This is a genomic window from candidate division WOR-3 bacterium (assembly GCA_039802005.1).
In the GTDB taxonomy this organism is placed as follows: domain Bacteria; phylum Hydrothermota; class Tepidihabitantia; order SM23-42; family JAOAFX01; genus JAOAFX01.
The window spans coordinates 1-14,695 of sequence record JBDRVV010000044.1 but is presented as its reverse complement, the minus strand read 5'-3'; the positions used below and the strand labels follow the sequence as shown (position 1 = coordinate 14,695).

15 protein-coding genes are annotated in these 14,695 nt (G+C 39.9%); all 15 read right to left on the bottom strand.

Going from position 1 to position 14,695, the window contains the following annotated elements; translation table 11 throughout:
* A partial coding sequence (locus tag ABIL69_10870) for a hypothetical protein (protein MEO0124489.1) occupies positions 1-1,602 on the bottom strand: 1,602 nt, incomplete at its 3' end.
* Positions 1,599-2,336, bottom strand: coding sequence for a hypothetical protein (locus tag ABIL69_10865; GenBank protein ID MEO0124488.1), 738 nt, complete (start codon positions 2,334-2,336; stop codon positions 1,599-1,601). The genes ABIL69_10870 and ABIL69_10865, both read right to left, overlap by 4 nt.
* Positions 2,337-2,411: 75 nt before the next feature.
* Entirely contained in the window at positions 2,412-2,570 is a 159-nt protein-coding gene (locus tag ABIL69_10860) for a hypothetical protein (protein MEO0124487.1), read from the bottom strand.
* A 112-nt stretch (positions 2,571-2,682) separates the two neighbouring features.
* Positions 2,683-5,082 carry a CoB-CoM heterodisulfide reductase HdrA2 gene (gene hdrA2, locus ABIL69_10855; protein ID MEO0124486.1) on the bottom strand — a complete coding sequence of 800 codons (2,400 nt, stop codon included), beginning with the start codon at positions 5,080-5,082 and terminating at the stop codon, positions 2,683-2,685.
* Entirely contained in the window at positions 5,069-5,272 is a 204-nt protein-coding gene (locus ABIL69_10850; protein MEO0124485.1) for a hypothetical protein, read from the bottom strand. The genes hdrA2 and ABIL69_10850 overlap by 14 nt, the downstream gene beginning before the upstream one ends.
* A complete protein-coding gene (locus tag ABIL69_10845) occupies positions 5,269-6,138 on the bottom strand; it encodes a CoB--CoM heterodisulfide reductase iron-sulfur subunit B family protein (protein MEO0124484.1) in 870 nt (289 codons plus the stop codon). Before ABIL69_10845 ends, ABIL69_10850 begins: the two co-directional genes overlap by 4 nt.
* Before the next feature lie 2 nt (positions 6,139-6,140).
* Positions 6,141-6,584, bottom strand: a complete 444-nt coding sequence (locus ABIL69_10840; protein ID MEO0124483.1) for a DUF86 domain-containing protein — start codon at positions 6,582-6,584, stop codon at positions 6,141-6,143.
* Positions 6,581-6,982, bottom strand: coding sequence for a nucleotidyltransferase domain-containing protein (locus tag ABIL69_10835; GenBank protein MEO0124482.1), 402 nt, complete (start codon positions 6,980-6,982; stop codon positions 6,581-6,583). The genes ABIL69_10840 and ABIL69_10835 overlap by 4 nt, the downstream gene beginning before the upstream one ends.
* A 134-nt stretch (positions 6,983-7,116) precedes the next feature.
* Positions 7,117-7,584, bottom strand: a complete 468-nt coding sequence (locus ABIL69_10830; GenBank protein ID MEO0124481.1) for a 4Fe-4S dicluster domain-containing protein — start codon at positions 7,582-7,584, stop codon at positions 7,117-7,119.
* Positions 7,585-7,869: 285 nt separating this feature from the next.
* Positions 7,870-9,018 (bottom strand): (Fe-S)-binding protein, encoded by a 1,149-nt coding sequence (locus tag ABIL69_10825; GenBank protein ID MEO0124480.1) that lies wholly within the window; start codon positions 9,016-9,018, stop codon positions 7,870-7,872.
* Positions 9,015-10,331, bottom strand: a complete 1,317-nt coding sequence (locus tag ABIL69_10820; protein MEO0124479.1) for an ATP-binding protein — start codon at positions 10,329-10,331, stop codon at positions 9,015-9,017. The genes ABIL69_10825 and ABIL69_10820 overlap by 4 nt, the downstream gene beginning before the upstream one ends.
* A 73-nt stretch (positions 10,332-10,404) precedes the next feature.
* Positions 10,405-10,833 carry a hydrogenase iron-sulfur subunit gene (locus ABIL69_10815; GenBank protein MEO0124478.1) on the bottom strand — a complete coding sequence of 143 codons (429 nt, stop codon included), beginning with the start codon at positions 10,831-10,833 and terminating at the stop codon, positions 10,405-10,407.
* Entirely contained in the window at positions 10,830-13,793 is a 2,964-nt protein-coding gene (locus ABIL69_10810; protein MEO0124477.1) for a CoB--CoM heterodisulfide reductase iron-sulfur subunit A family protein, read from the bottom strand. Before ABIL69_10810 ends, ABIL69_10815 begins: the two co-directional genes overlap by 4 nt.
* Positions 13,794-13,811: 18 nt before the next feature.
* Positions 13,812-13,979: an FAD-dependent oxidoreductase gene (locus tag ABIL69_10805; protein MEO0124476.1), complete on the bottom strand. Its 168-nt coding sequence runs from the start codon at positions 13,977-13,979 to the stop codon at positions 13,812-13,814.
* A gap of 30 nt (positions 13,980-14,009) precedes the next feature.
* Positions 14,010-14,573 carry a T9SS type A sorting domain-containing protein gene (locus ABIL69_10800; GenBank protein MEO0124475.1) on the bottom strand — a complete coding sequence of 188 codons (564 nt, stop codon included), beginning with the start codon at positions 14,571-14,573 and terminating at the stop codon, positions 14,010-14,012.
* Positions 14,574-14,695: the final 122 nt, after the last annotated feature.

Here is a 14,695-nt window from a genome sequence, read left to right as displayed (position 1 = left end):
TACCGCGTCAGGCATGTTATGGACATTGCTTAAAAATGCCTCATTTAATTTTTTATAAATCCCGAATGTTTTCTTATCTTTAGATAGCGTTGAAAGGAATGTAAATAGAGTGTAAAAATCAAATTTTAGCCATTCAATATATTGCCGTGTAATCGCACTTTGTTCAACTATTGTAAATTCATTAAAATCGCTTGAGAATCTTTCAAGAATCTTGGCGCTCCCAAAATCATCAAGTATATCATCCCAGTAAGAAGTCCCCCTGAAGAATTTGAATTTTTCAATAAAATCATTTACTAAATTGCCCTGATAACTACCTTCAAATAGTGGAATGAAGATGGAACATTTTTTCAAGTGAAATTTCAAGTCATCTATTAAATGGGGTATCACCCGGCGAATATTCTGAATATGTTCATAATAATGGACGAGGAGATGTTCTTCAGCGCGACATAATCCAATATCAGTATACCCAAGCAACTGGGCAATTTTTCTGATGTTCTTAAGGACCGCATCATCAATAACAATTTCTTCATCCTGGGTTACAAACATCTGATATAGATAACGAAATATCTCAACAAAGGTCAGGGATTTTTCAAGTGCATTATACTCTTCAGTTCTTTCGGGGTCTGCCTTACAAAGTTCATCTAAAATATCCCAGGCATTGACCTTCCAGATATTGGAGACTGTCTTCTTGGCAGAGATGATGCTTTTTATCGGCCTTAACCCGTCTTCTTTGAAATTTATTCGGAATTTGCTAATTGGACGCGCCAGAAGTGCCCGCACTTCACCAAGGATACCCCGTAAATATCCTTCGTGATACTTTTTTTCACCATCGGGATTATAAAAATATCGTGAGATTACTTCAGTTTGAAATTGTTTAAACAGTTCATTATCCCCAATAATTACTGCCGCGCCAAGCATTTCATTTATAATAACAAAATCCCTCAATTCCTGGGATAGAACTTCTTTATACTCTTCTATAGACGCAGAATAATGTCTGCTACCAATATGTTCGGACAGATGGAAATGAAATGACACTGCAAATTTGAGCATCTCCTTACTTATCCTGACAATCGTTTGATTTAAAAAATCCCGATTCCCTGAACCATCATCAACAATCCCTACATCAATATCATCCTGGTCCGATTTTGTGCCGACCCCCATAATGATAAACCGCGGGAATTCATCTTCACTTTTAAATATCTGCAGTAGTCTGTCAATATATGCCGCGGTAAGATGACGAAATTGATTTCCAGCCCGACGCATAAACTGCTTATAAATTTGCATTTTATCAGCATCAGGTATGAACAATTCCATCTTTAATGTGTCAATCAATTGTCTATTCATCCATAATAAGTGGAGAGCAAAATAGGCGCCCACAAAATTCAATTTTTCCTCTGTTGTCTCGGCAACATCCGCAACAATCCTTAGCTCTTCTGGGAAATTACTTGATGGGTGAAGAAAATGGACCATCTCGCGTTTTTTGTGCATCTCAATCTTATCCAGAAGTGGCTCATAAAACTTTTTTATTGCCTGGAGTTGTTTGCGGTAATGATTGCCAAACTCTTCCGTCTTCTCACTTATTATAGTTAAAAAATCCTTCATTTATTTTGGAATATTGCCTTAACAAATTCAGGAATTTCAACATCCTGATATCCGACTTCAGGGGCGAGTCTCAAAATTGTGAGTAATTTATCTTTGAATTCTTTCTCTCTATTTAGCCTTTTAACTTTTTGCTGAACATATTCCCAGAAATTCTCATTCATTAATTCTTTTGAATAAATTATATAAATATGTCTCAAATCCACGCTCATATCTACTTTCAAATCAATATCCTTTTCCAGTCTGGGTGAAAGAACCTTCTCAACAAAAATATCATAGGCATGGGCGATATAAAGTTCTATCGGAAATTTGCCTTCCTTCAATTCGACCAATGTAGTATATGGCTTCATCTGTTTTATATTTTCTGTATAAAACTCAAAGATCCCTTCCCTCAAAATATAATCAACATTGAACCAGGTCTTTGTAAATGACCAGGCAGTATGGAAACTCGTGATCTTCTCACTGATCATCAATTCATCATCATAATTGACAATCTGGAGACCCGGCGATTTGGGCTTGTTGATAAATTCCTTCAACCGCCGGGCATCTTTAAATAACAGGTCGATGTCCCAAAATGCTGTGTATTTGAGATAACCCTGCATCAATAATGTCAATGCACCGATGAGAATAAAATTCAAGTCATTCTTGTCCTGTAATTTAGATATTTCAACAAGAACTTTAATAAAATTCAATCGTCTCTTTTCATCCACATAATTTAGCCATTCAGGCACTGCCATTTTTAGTGCTTATAGGAATTCGTTCGAGTGAAGCCTATTCTGATAAGAATCATTGGGTCGGACATTATAATCGTATTATTTACTTGACTCACCAGCAGGTTCTTTTTTCTTCATCAATCGGACGCTGTTTGAACCACATTTTGGACAGGTTCTCTCTTCCACCACTCCTTTTACATAATGCAATTTAAACTCTGCACCACACCTTAGACATTTAAAATCTGCCTCATCAGGCATAGAACCTCCAGTTTTTGTCATAATCTCATATAGTCTTATAGTGCGATGGTTTCTGACAATAGGACTATCCAACTAAAGGACTATAAGACTATGCGACCATAAGACTATCAGACTATTTTTGTTCACTCAAAACCTTAACCGTATACTCAATCTCTTCCTTCGTTACCTTCTGTCGGTGTCTTTCAATCTCAATCATTGTCTTTGCAAACCTCTGCCCTTCGGCAGCACTTATCCATTCCAGGAATAATCTGTCCGGTCTTATTCCCAGTTTCTCAAGTTTATCCCATAGTTTCTCAACCCTTTTCTGTGTCCAACGATTCGCATCAATATAATGGCAATCAACAAAATGGCAACCCGAAACAACGACAATCGGTGAACCCTTTTTGAAGGCATATAATACCCAGTCTTCATCAACCCTGCCACTGCACATCGTTCTTATCAAGCGTGCGCTCGGTGGATACTGCAACCTTGCTCCACCACAGGTATCCGCACCCGCATAAGAACACCAGTTGCAGGCAAAGACAATGATTTTATCCTGCGGGTCTTCTTCAAGATAGGCATCAATCATGGCATAGACCTGTTCATCAGTAAAATGTCGCATCTTTATCGCACCAAACCGGCATTCTGCACCACAGGTTCCGCAACCCTTGCACATCGCCTCAATCAATTCTATTGTTTTCTTTTTCGGTTCAACCTTTATCGCCTTATATGGACATACCTGGGCACAGATTGTGCAGAATCTACATATATCTGGATTTATTACTGAAGTAATTGCTTCAAGTTTTATCTTGCCGGCAGAAAGGATCGTCATTGCCCTTGATGCTGCGGCGCTCGCCTGGGTTACCGAATCCTTCACATCCTTAGGTGCCTCAACACAACCCGCGAAGAATACACCGCTCGTTGGTGCGTCAACCGGCTTTAATTTCGGATGTGCCTCCATAAAGAATCCATCTGGTGTCTTGGAAAGGGTCAACAATTTTTGAACCTCGGGCATATCCTGCCTCGGTATGACGCCGACCGATAAAACAATCATATCAAGTTCATGCTCGGTGATTCTATTCGTTGTAGTATCTTCCACCATTACCTTTAAATTTTTTGTTATTGGGTCTTCAATAATCTCACCCGGAATTCCCCTGATATATTGAACCCCGGCCTCTTTGCTCCTTTTAAATAAATCCTCAAATCCCTTACCAAATGCCCTGATATCAATATAAAATACCCTTGCCTCCACATCGGGATAATGGTCTTTCAAGAGTAGAGTGTCTTTAACGGTATTCATACAACAGATATTACTACAATATGGTTTACCCCGCTTTTCTGAACGGGAACCCACACACTGAATAAATCCCACGGTCTTTGGACGTTTTTTATCACTCGGCCTGATAAAATGACCATCAGATGGTCCACCTGCGGAGATAAGCCTTTCAAATTCCATGCTGGTAATGACATTCGGAAACTTTGTATAACCATACTCTTCAAGCTCGGTTGGGTCATAGACATCCATTCCGGTCGCCACGATCACAACACCGGTGTCAAATTCTACGATTTCATCTTGCATATCATAATTTATACATCTCTTATCACACTTCTCAGCACACTTGCCACAGGCAATAGGATTTGTGCCAAGACACGCCTTCATATCAATCAAATATGCTGAAGGAACTGCCTGGGCAAAGGGGATATATATCGCCTTCCTTAAAGATAAACCCAATTGATATTCATCAGGGACTGCTACTGGACAGACTTTGGCACATTCACCACAAGCAGTACATTGTGCTTCATCAACATAGCGCGCTTTTTTCCGCACGCGCACACGGAAGTTGCCGATATATCCAGATATTGACTCTACTTCACTATATGCCAGTAATTTGATGTTCGGATGTCGACCGACATCCATCATCTTTGGTCCAAGGATTCATATTGCACAGTCCATCGTTGGATAGGTCTTTGCCAGTTGTGCCATCAAACCGCCAAGCGAAGGTTCTTTTTCCACAAGGTATACCTTTACCCCAGCATCGGCTAAATCCAGTGCTGCCTGCATCCCGGCAACACCACCACCAATTACCAACGCCGCCCTTGTAACTGGAATTTCCCTCTCTTCCTGGGGTTCTAAATATCGTGCCCTTGCGACATATGCTTTTACAATATCAAATGCCTTACTTGTAGCCTTTTCTCTGTCTCCCATATGAACCCAGGAACAATGTTCCCTTATATTTGCCATATCAACAAGATAAGGATTGAGCCCGACCGAAGAGACACAATTACGGAATGTCATTTCGTGCATTCGCGGGGAACAGGCAGCGACGACAACCCGATTCAATCTTTGCTCGGTGATTGCCTTCTTTATCTCTGCCTGGCCAGGCTCAGAGCACATATACCGATTCTTTGTAGCATATACTATATCTTTCAAACCCTTTGTCTTCTCAACTACATTATCAACATCAACCGAACCAGCGATGTTCGTTCCACATTCACAGACAAAGACGCCGATTCTTAATTCATCCTGTGGCATCTAAATCACCCCCTTTCAATTGCTCTGCAAATTCGAAATCCGAATATTTAAATCTGAAAGTATGGCTAATGGTCATTGGGTTGGGGTTGAGAAGCTGGACAAGCATCCCAACCCTAACCTTCTGTCCATTTTTATCCATTCGCTTAGAATTTCGTGCTTCGAATTTAGAATTTGAAAATAAAGTATTCATTTTATCTTCTCTAAAACTTTATCTGCCTTTACGCGGTGGGTATGGAGTCCAACCTCTTCTGGCTTCAATCCCTGGGCAATGCCAAGTAATTGGAATAGATAGATAACCGGAATATTAAATTCTCTGCCCTTTTTACGGGCAATCATCAATTGTCCTAAATCAAAAGATGAAAAACAGGTAGGACAGATAAGACCCATACAATCAGCATTCTCAGCATCGATCGCCGAAAATATTGATTCGGTCATCTCAAGGGGCAGTTCATCATCCATACAGCCCTTGCCACAGCATAACATTCTTTCTTTATGTTCAACTGGGATTGCGCCCATTGCCCTCACAAAATCATCAAGGATTTGCGGATAGTCTGCATCATCAACATGCATAATCTGGCTTGGTTTTAAGAGGTGACAGCCATAATGAATTCCTACTCTTATACCTGTTAACGGTCTCTTTACCGACCTTGCTACCGCACCCATGCCAAGATCATCCCTTATCATTACTGTGACATGTTTAACCTTTACTATCCCTTTATATTCTTTGCTGATTTTTCTCAATCGTTGATTTACTATATTTCTTAATTCCTCATCTTCAGCGAGGATATATTGTGCCTCTTTGAGTGTGGATATACAACCCGAACACATTGTGATAACATCAAGCCCGGTCTCTTCAGCAACGGCAAGATTCCTTGCTGCAATCGTAAGCCATTTCATCTTATCCCTTGATTTGAAATAGATCGGATCAGGACAGCAGGTGAATCCTTCAATGTCAACGAGTTCAACACCCAAGTTGGGAAGGGTCTTTCTTATTGCCAACTCCATCTGTGGATATTTTAAGGGCATCATACAGCCCCAGAAAGGGACAACCTTCATATCTATCTTTTCCTTCTTTGGGAATTCTTTATATACCTTTCAACTTCCTCTATGAAATTGAGAAATGACTTATAGTTCTCTCTGACGAAAGAGAGTAATGATTCATCTGAGATTGTCCAATATCTATGAACAAGGGAATTTCTGAAGTCAAAAATAGGCTTCAATCTTTCCGCCAAGTCTTTGGGCAGAACTCCTGTTTCTCCTGCTTTAACAATTGTTTCAATATAACCAGATACACTCTTACCTTTGTCTTTAGCAAGAATATGCATCAGGGTGTTAGCCATTATTTCCGAAATTTCAATTAATAAATACTTCAGGCCTCTTAAAAGCCAAGGCTGAGAAAGAATCTCACTATCGGAATATTGGATAATGAGATTCTCAATCTCATTAACACATGATTTTATATCTTGAAGATAATTCTGAATGCGATCCTTATCAATTCTCATAATATGCTTGTCTCTTTAAGAATACCGATACATCCGCGATAGGCAATGGCATTTTTCTCTATAAGGTCGGTCCTCAAATCATAGTCTCGGTCAAAAATCAGGGTACCGGTTTTAAAGACTCTATTTAGGAAAGTAAAAGATACTAAATTTAGAACCACTATGTCAACATTATCCGGCTTTATATTAAACCCTTTTTTCACCAGCACTTTTGATATTTTGCATTTTAAATCCGATGTAGTCTTAAAAAGGTTTTTCTCAACCAATGGCACAATATAGATTCCAATGTCTATATCGTTATAATTTTCTCCTTCAGTAAAAGAACCAAAGAGATAGGCAAACTTTATGGATTTGTCTTCTGCCAAAATTTTTTTTATTTCTTTTACGACCCTCACCGTCATATTTATATTTTAGTCAAAAAAAAATAATTGTCAATGCAAATAGAGAACCCCTCAAACTGCATCAGACAATTTCTTTATCATTAAATGAGATAAGCAAATGAAAAAAATACTCACTGAATTTTGAAGTTATTTTTTTAGATAATCTCTTTTAATTCTTCTACTGGAATTTTTTTGAGCTCGGGCAGCCCGAGCTCCTGGCGGATACGATTTACCGCAGAAGTAATTACAACACTCACCCCAGTCTTACTGATATTTTCAGATAATTTTGTTAGATTTTCCGGAGCAGTTCCTTTTTCAACGCAGATATTCTTTAAGGCAATGATTACTTCAATTGGTCTTACATCCTGCGGACACCTTTCATAACAGGAATAGCAATTAGTGCAGAGCCAGATTACCGAATCCTTCCCGGTTAGGTCTTCTTCCATGCCCAGAAGTGCCTTAAGCAGAATCACCCTTGGGTTAAATTCTTTTGTAAATCTTGCTGCGGGACAGGAGGCAACACAGGCACTGCATTGATAACAGTAATTGTGGTGCTTGCCCCCCGGCACTTTATTTAATTTCTCACGAAAACGAAAGTTGACAATGATTTTTTCTTTTTCCATGAGTCTCCTTTTTATTTTTTGTAGCGTCCATCTTCAGATGGACGGGATTTTTCGCCCGAATGAATTCGGGCGCTACAATTCTTTTTATCGTAGCGTCCATCTTTAGATGGACGATTTTCTTCTTTCATAATCTCTCCAATCCTTTTTCGTCCAGTTGAAACTGGACGCTACAGATTTCATCGCCCGAATGAATTCGGGCGCTACAGGAGAAAGGGGGAAGTCGGGCGCTATCGTCCAGTTAAAACTGGACGCTACAGTTTGGAATTTCGAATTTAAACTCATAGGTTATTCTATTATTGCTTCTGCAATAAGGTTCACTAAATTCTTTATTTCAATCTTTATTTCTTCCTGTCGCTGGGCTTCCGGCATTTCCCTCATTGCACAATTGAAATGGATTTCACATTTGGGACAGGCAGTAATAAGTAAATCAGCACCATTCTCTTTCGCCTCTTTTAATCTTGTGATTTGTATTCTCTTTGAATAGTTAGAGCAATTCATCCAGGCACTCACCCCACAGCAGATTGCCCGATTCTTAGTATGCCTCATCTCCCTTAATACAATCTTCGGGATTGAATTAAGAACCTTTCTCGGTTCTTCATAGATTCCCAAATGCCTTCCCAGTCTACAGGGGTCCTGGAATGTGATTACCCTATCAAGTCCTTTAAATCTTATTTTATTTTCTCCAATTGCCCGGGCAATTATCTCTGAAATATGATACATTTCCATATTGAAATCAAAATACTTTGGATAATCAATTTTAAATGTTCTGTAGCATTCGGGGCAGGAGAAAATTATCTTTTTTACACCCGAGTTTTTAATTAAATTTATGTTTAACTGGGCAAGTTTTTTGAAATTCTCAAAATCACCCTGCCATAATAAATCATGGCCACAGCATCGTTCGTCTTTAAATAAGATTGGATTTATTCCAATGTGATTCAAAATCTTTATACTCGCATTTGCAGTGGTAGTAGGGATAACACCAATGTCACTGAATAATACATCAAAGAATGGAGCACAACCCACAAAAAATAATGTATCACCATTTTCGCTTATCTTCAAACTTTTATCCAGCCAGTCCATCCTTCTTGGATTTAACCCTGGTGATGACATTATCCTCATCAATGACTGTGCAGCACCACCGTGTGAACATAATGCCTCTTCACCAAGTTTATTCGCCTCAAGCCTTATTGCCTGGGTGAGTTCGATGTATTTTATTCCGGCTGGACAGGTCTCATCACATAACTGACAGGTAAGGCAACTCCAGATATTTTTATCCTTTAATAAATCACTATTTAAACCCCGCAATGCTCGATTGAGCAGAATCCTTGGTGAATAATTATGATTAAATCTTGAGACGGGACAGATTCCGGTGCACTTACCACACTCAAGGCATAAAAGGGCACGGGAATGTTTTATTACTTCAGCAATATTCATAATGAAATCAACCACTGAATAATGGGGATGAAAAATATCTTTCTCTTCCCAATTTTTTCCTCGCCTGAATAATCATAGGTAATTATTATACCGCGGGGCAGATTAAACTTCTCCATCGCACTGATAAGACCCTGTATTTCTCGCTCTCTTGTCTCCCTTTTTTCTATATCGTATGAAACCTGAATAAGGGATTTAATTCTATTTCCTTCTTTTATTAAAAAGTCTACTTCTTTGCTATTATCTCGCCAATAATAAATCTCCATTAATGGATTTACAATTTGCCTTTGCTTCAAGGTTAGATAAACAATGTTTTCCAATCGCCATCCAATATCTGCCGTCGCATAAAAACCAGTTGCTGTTAAAAATCCAGTATCAATACAATATAACTTTTTGGGATTCACGCTCTGAACTTTCAACGATGGCGAAAATTTGTTTACGAAAAAGAATAAATTTATAGATTCAAGGTAATGGATGTAATTTATAAGAGTCCTCTTGGTTATTGGGGTTGTCTGTTTTATAAATTTGTAAAAACTGTTAATAGAGAAATATCGGGAAACATTAGAAATGAGAAATTTTATCAGTCCTTTGAGAGTACTCATACTCCGAATTTTGTATTTTTCAATCAAATCTTTGATAATAATCGTGCTAAGATATTCATTCAAAATTCTTAATCTTATATTATGCTCTTTATTTAGAACAATCTCGGGATAACCACCAAATTTCAAATATTCTTCAAACAATTTCTTAACCAGAAATCTCCGGCTCGAATACAGCGTGCGAATATCGCAGACAATTCCATTTGCTGAAAGTATTTCATTAAAAGAAAACGGAAATAGTTCATAAGTAATTGAACGGCCCCGCAAAGAACTGGCAATCTCTTTGCTTGTTACTTTAGAACTTGAACCAGTAATTACAATCTTCGCTCTTTGAGTATCATACAATCGGCGAACAAATTTCTCCCACATAGTGATTTCCTGGATTTCATCAAAGAAAAAGTATGTAATGGTGTTTCTGGTTTCAGGGTATAATTCATAAAATGCTTCAAGAAGAATATCAAAATCATGAGGTGAGAAAGGCAAAAGCCGCTCATCTTCAAAATTTATATAGAGTATGCGCTCCCTCTTAATACCCTCTGCTAATAGTTTTTTGATAATTGAAAAAATGTAAAATGTCTTACCGACCCGCCTTGAACCACCAATGGTGATAATCTTATTCACATCAAGATTAATCTTAATTATCTGTCTTTCTACTATCTTCGGTAATTGATATTCTGAAAATTCTTCAATAATTTTTTTAATTATCTCTTTTTTCATACTTGTATCCTGTAGGATACCAGATTTGTGCTATTTTGGTATCTCATATGAGACAGGTTATCATATTCAGAAATCAGACCCTGTCAAGTGCAGAATCCTTTGTCACTTGACTGGGACCCAATTTTCTTATTGTCTCGGTAAACTCTGTTGCCACCTTGGCGAACTTTGTCGCCTCGGCTGAAGAAATCCAGTCAAGTTTTAGCCTTTCGGGTTCAATACCAAGCATTGCCACAAGTTTTTCTGTTATTTTATGCACATCCGCAGCCTTGCGTGCCCCAAACATATAATGACAATCCTCAAAATGGCAGGTTGCTACGAGCACGCCATCAGCACCGAGTTCAAATGCCTTTAACACCATCCCAGGTGTAACCCTGCCTCCACACATCACCCGCACAATCCTGATATTGGGTGGATACTGCAATCTTGCCACACCTGCGCCATCTGCAGCAGGGTATGAACACCAGTTACAGCAGAAGGCAACAATCTTTGGTTCAAAATTCATTTAAATAATGCTTCCAGTTGTGCATTTATCTGGTCAGACTTAAAATGCCTCAAATCGATTGCACCGGTTGGACAGGCAGGGACACAGGTTCCGCAACCTTTACACATTGCTTCGTTTACCTTCGCAACAAATATTCCCGGCTCCTTTTCAATAAGTGATATTGCATGGAATTCACAGACCTCAGTGCACCGTCCACAGCCCCGGCAATATAATTCATTGACTTCAGACGTAATTGGAGGCAAGATAATGATGTCCCTTGAAAGTAGTGCCGATACCTTGGCAGCAACTGCGGATGCCTGGGATATTGAATCGCCGATATCCATTGGAAACATACAACAACCGGCAAGGAATACACCTTCAACCGTGGTCTCAACCGGACCGAACTTTGAATGCCTTTCTAAGAAGAATAGATCCGAGCCCCTTGGGACCTTCAACAAATCAGAGAGTTTCATCGTCTCATTTCCATTTGGCACCATTCCCACAGATAAGAATACCGCATCAACCGGGACAACGATTGTCTTACCAATGAGATCATAATACATCTCAATGCGTTCTGCCTTTGTATTACCAATGACTTCAGGAATTTCTCCCTTTGCCAATTCCGAATAAGGAATAAATAACACACCCATCTCACGCGCTTTTCTATACATCAGTTCTGCCCCTTTGGTATATACCCTTATCCCGCGGTGGAATATCGTAACATCAATTCCCTTCTCCCTTAAGGCAATTGCCTGTTTTATTGCAGCCTGACAGCAGTATCTTGAGCACCAGGTGTTCCCGAATTCTGCCCTTGAACCTACACACTGGATAAATGCCACACTCTTTAAATCGCTTATTTTTTCTGAATTGCTGGCGATCATCTCTTCAAGTTCCATACTTGTAAAGACATTTGGATACTGCCCATAGCCAAATTTATCAAGGGGTTTGTATAAATCAGCACCGATTGTCAGAACAATTGCCCCGACATTTAATTTAATTGTATTGTCTTTAGATGAATCAATCTCACTACCTTTGCTTGCAGAGTAAACTCTGCCACTACAAATTAGTTCTATTTCAAAATTACCTACAAATCCCTTTATATCCTTTATCTCTGCATTCGTAAATACTGTAACATCTTTATTCTCCAATTCACCGAGTAGCTCTTTTATCAAATCCTTACCCGATTTTCCGGTTGGATAAACACTTGCCAGTTTCCTGACTCTGCCACCGAGTTCTTCTTCTTTTTCTACCAGATAGACCTTTAAACCACGATTGGCAAGGTCAATCGCACACTGGATGCCAGTAACACCACCACCAATTACAAGGACATCCCTGCCCACATTCAGGGTCTTCGGATATAATGATTCAAGTTTCTTTACCCTTTCTACATACATCTTGATGATCTCTTTTGCCTTCTCGGTTGCCTTTTCTGGCTCCTGTTGGTGGACCCAGGAACATTGATTCCGGATATTTGCCATATCAAATAAATATGGATTAAAGCCAATCTTAGATAATGTCTCCTGAAAAATTCCTTCGTGGGTCTTGGGCGTGCAAGCAGCGACAACGATTCTATTTAAATTATACTGCAGTATCGCCTCCTGAATCTTTTTCTGCACACTCTCAGCACAGGCAAATAGATAATCTTCAACAAATACCACATCCTTCAAAGTCTTTGTATATTCGCAAATTTGTTTTATGTCAATAACTGCGGCAATATTCGTTCCACAATGGCAGACAAATACCCCCACCCTTGGCGGACCACTCAGATCAAGGGGCTTAATCTCTTCTGTTTTCTCTTCAACAACCTCTTGTTTTACCACCATCCCAGCCTTGACTGCGGCGCCGCTTGCCTCGGCAATGGCATCGGTAATATCCTTTGGACCAGTAGCACAGCCACATAGATAAATACCCGGCTTTGGTGATTCAAGGGGATGGGAACAAGGGTCAATCTCTTTAAAGAATCCGTCGTGGGCAAGTTCAATACCCAAAATCTGGGCAAGTCTTTTTGTCCCTGGACTCGGCACCATTGCGGAAGAAAGAACCGCAAGGTCAACGACCATGTGTTTTATCTCGCCACTCAACTGGTCTTCATAAGATAATATTATCTCACCGGTCTTTTTATCCTCGGTTATCTTTGATGGTTTACCTTTGATATATTTTACACCCGCATCAAGGCTTCGCCGATAAAATTCTTCAAATCCCTTACCAAATGCCCTTATATCAATATAAAAGACCATTATCTCCGCATCCGGATAGTGTTCACGAACAACGAGTGTATCTTTTATTGTATTCATACAGCAGATTCTTGAACAATAATCAATATCTGCCTTCATATTCCTTGAACCGACGCATTGAATAAAGGCAATCCGCTTTGGTGGTCGGACATTGGCAAATGTCAAAAGTTCTCCCCTTGTAGGGCTTGCGGCATCAAGGAGTCTTTCAAGTTCAAAACTCGTTACCACATTCTCAAACCTTGTATATCCATACTCACTCGCCTCCCTTGGGTCATAGTATTCAACACCGGTCGCAACTACGATCGCACCGACATTCAACTCAATCTCTTCTTCGGGTTCATCAAAGTTTATTGCCTTTGCCTTGCAGGTCTGGATACATTTTCCACAAACGATTAACTCCCAGGGGGCAACTTCTTTCTCTCTTTTTTCTTTTAGTCGTTTCATTATCTTCCTGGCTCGCTCCGGAACATTATCAAGGCATTCCTCCCTTACTCTGACATACGCGGAAGGGACTGCTTGATTATAAGGTGTATATATCGCCTTTCTTGATTTCAATCCTAAATCAAACTCATTGGGGACAACAATCGGGCAGACCTTTGCACAATCGCCACAGGCAGTACACTTACTGATGTCCACAAATCTGGGGTGTTTTATGATTTTGACCGTAAAATTCCCTGCCTCACCCTTTACTTCTGTAACTTCCGATAGCGTATAAAGTGTGATGTTAGGATGCCGACCGACATCCATCATCTTGGGACCGAGTATTCAAGCCGTGCAGTCCATTGAGGTGAATATCTTGTGGATCTGTGCCATCCTGCCGCCAATATTTGGACCGCTCTCCACAAGATAGACCTTGTGTCTGGCATTCGCCAGGTCTAATGCGGCTTGAATGCCTGCAATCCCACCACCGATGACCAAAACTCCTTTTTGCATAATGCTCCTTTTTTATCTTAAAAATTTCAATCATTTGCAGAGCACTACCTTCTCAATTTGCTGGTATGCTCCTGCCTTAATTTGCACGAAGTAAACGCCGGGAGAAAGATTACGACCTAAATTATCTTCGCCATCCCACACAACCGTTGACCGTTCACCATTTACCGTTAACCGAGAAAAATCTTTTACCATTCTACCGGTTACATCATATATCGCAAGGCTGAAGCCTTGCCCTACATTCCCGTTTGGATTTTGGGATTTGGAATTTGTTTGGGATTTGGTGTTTGGAATTTGAAACTTAATCACACAGTGATTCTGAAATGGATTGGGATAGACCTCAAGCGAAAGATTCCCTGAATCAAAAGGCATCGTCTCCTTATCCTGCGGACCACCTGGAACCAATGGTAAAACACTTTGATAAGTGCAAACACGATATAACGGCAAATACGGATGCCGGCTAAGCCAACGCTCGTTACCCTCAGCATAGGTAATCAACATACGCCCCTCAATCAAACCATCAGGGACATAGACTAAATCAGGATTCATTGGCCATACCGCACTGCTACTTATTATCGTGGGCAATCTTTTCTGCATAAGCCTTCTGCGGAAATCGGGCAAGATTCGGTCTTTCTTTTAAATGCACACTTATCCAGGTCTTATTCCCGGGCGATAAGGTATCAAGCACCGCCTGAAGCGGTGGGGTGATATACCCGGCA

Coding starts and splice junctions, on each gene's coding strand:
- ABIL69_10865 (MEO0124488.1), bottom strand. CDS start 2,336: ATGGCAGTGCCTGAATGGCTAAATTATGTGGATGAAAAGAGACGATTG.
- ABIL69_10860 (MEO0124487.1), bottom strand. CDS start 2,570: ATGCCTGATGAGGCAGATTTTAAATGTCTAAGGTGTGGTGCAGAGTTT.
- ABIL69_10850 (MEO0124485.1), bottom strand. CDS start 5,272: ATGAATACTTTATTTTCAAATTCTAAATTCGAAGCACGAAATTCTAAG.
- ABIL69_10845 (MEO0124484.1), bottom strand. CDS start 6,138: ATGAAGGTTGTCCCTTTCTGGGGCTGTATGATGCCCTTAAAATATCCA.
- ABIL69_10840 (MEO0124483.1), bottom strand. CDS start 6,584: ATGAGAATTGATAAGGATCGCATTCAGAATTATCTTCAAGATATAAAA.
- ABIL69_10835 (MEO0124482.1), bottom strand. CDS start 6,982: ATGACGGTGAGGGTCGTAAAAGAAATAAAAAAAATTTTGGCAGAAGAC.
- ABIL69_10830 (MEO0124481.1), bottom strand. CDS start 7,584: ATGGAAAAAGAAAAAATCATTGTCAACTTTCGTTTTCGTGAGAAATTA.
- ABIL69_10825 (MEO0124480.1), bottom strand. CDS start 9,018: ATGAATATTGCTGAAGTAATAAAACATTCCCGTGCCCTTTTATGCCTT.
- ABIL69_10820 (MEO0124479.1), bottom strand. CDS start 10,331: ATGAAAAAAGAGATAATTAAAAAAATTATTGAAGAATTTTCAGAATAT.
- ABIL69_10815 (MEO0124478.1), bottom strand. CDS start 10,833: ATGAATTTTGAACCAAAGATTGTTGCCTTCTGCTGTAACTGGTGTTCA.
- ABIL69_10810 (MEO0124477.1), bottom strand. CDS start 13,793: ATGGATGTCGGTCGGCATCCTAACATCACACTTTATACGCTATCGGAA.
- ABIL69_10805 (MEO0124476.1), bottom strand. CDS start 13,979: ATGCAAAAAGGAGTTTTGGTCATCGGTGGTGGGATTGCAGGCATTCAA.
- ABIL69_10800 (MEO0124475.1), bottom strand. CDS start 14,573: ATGCAGAAAAGATTGCCCACGATAATAAGTAGCAGTGCGGTATGGCCA.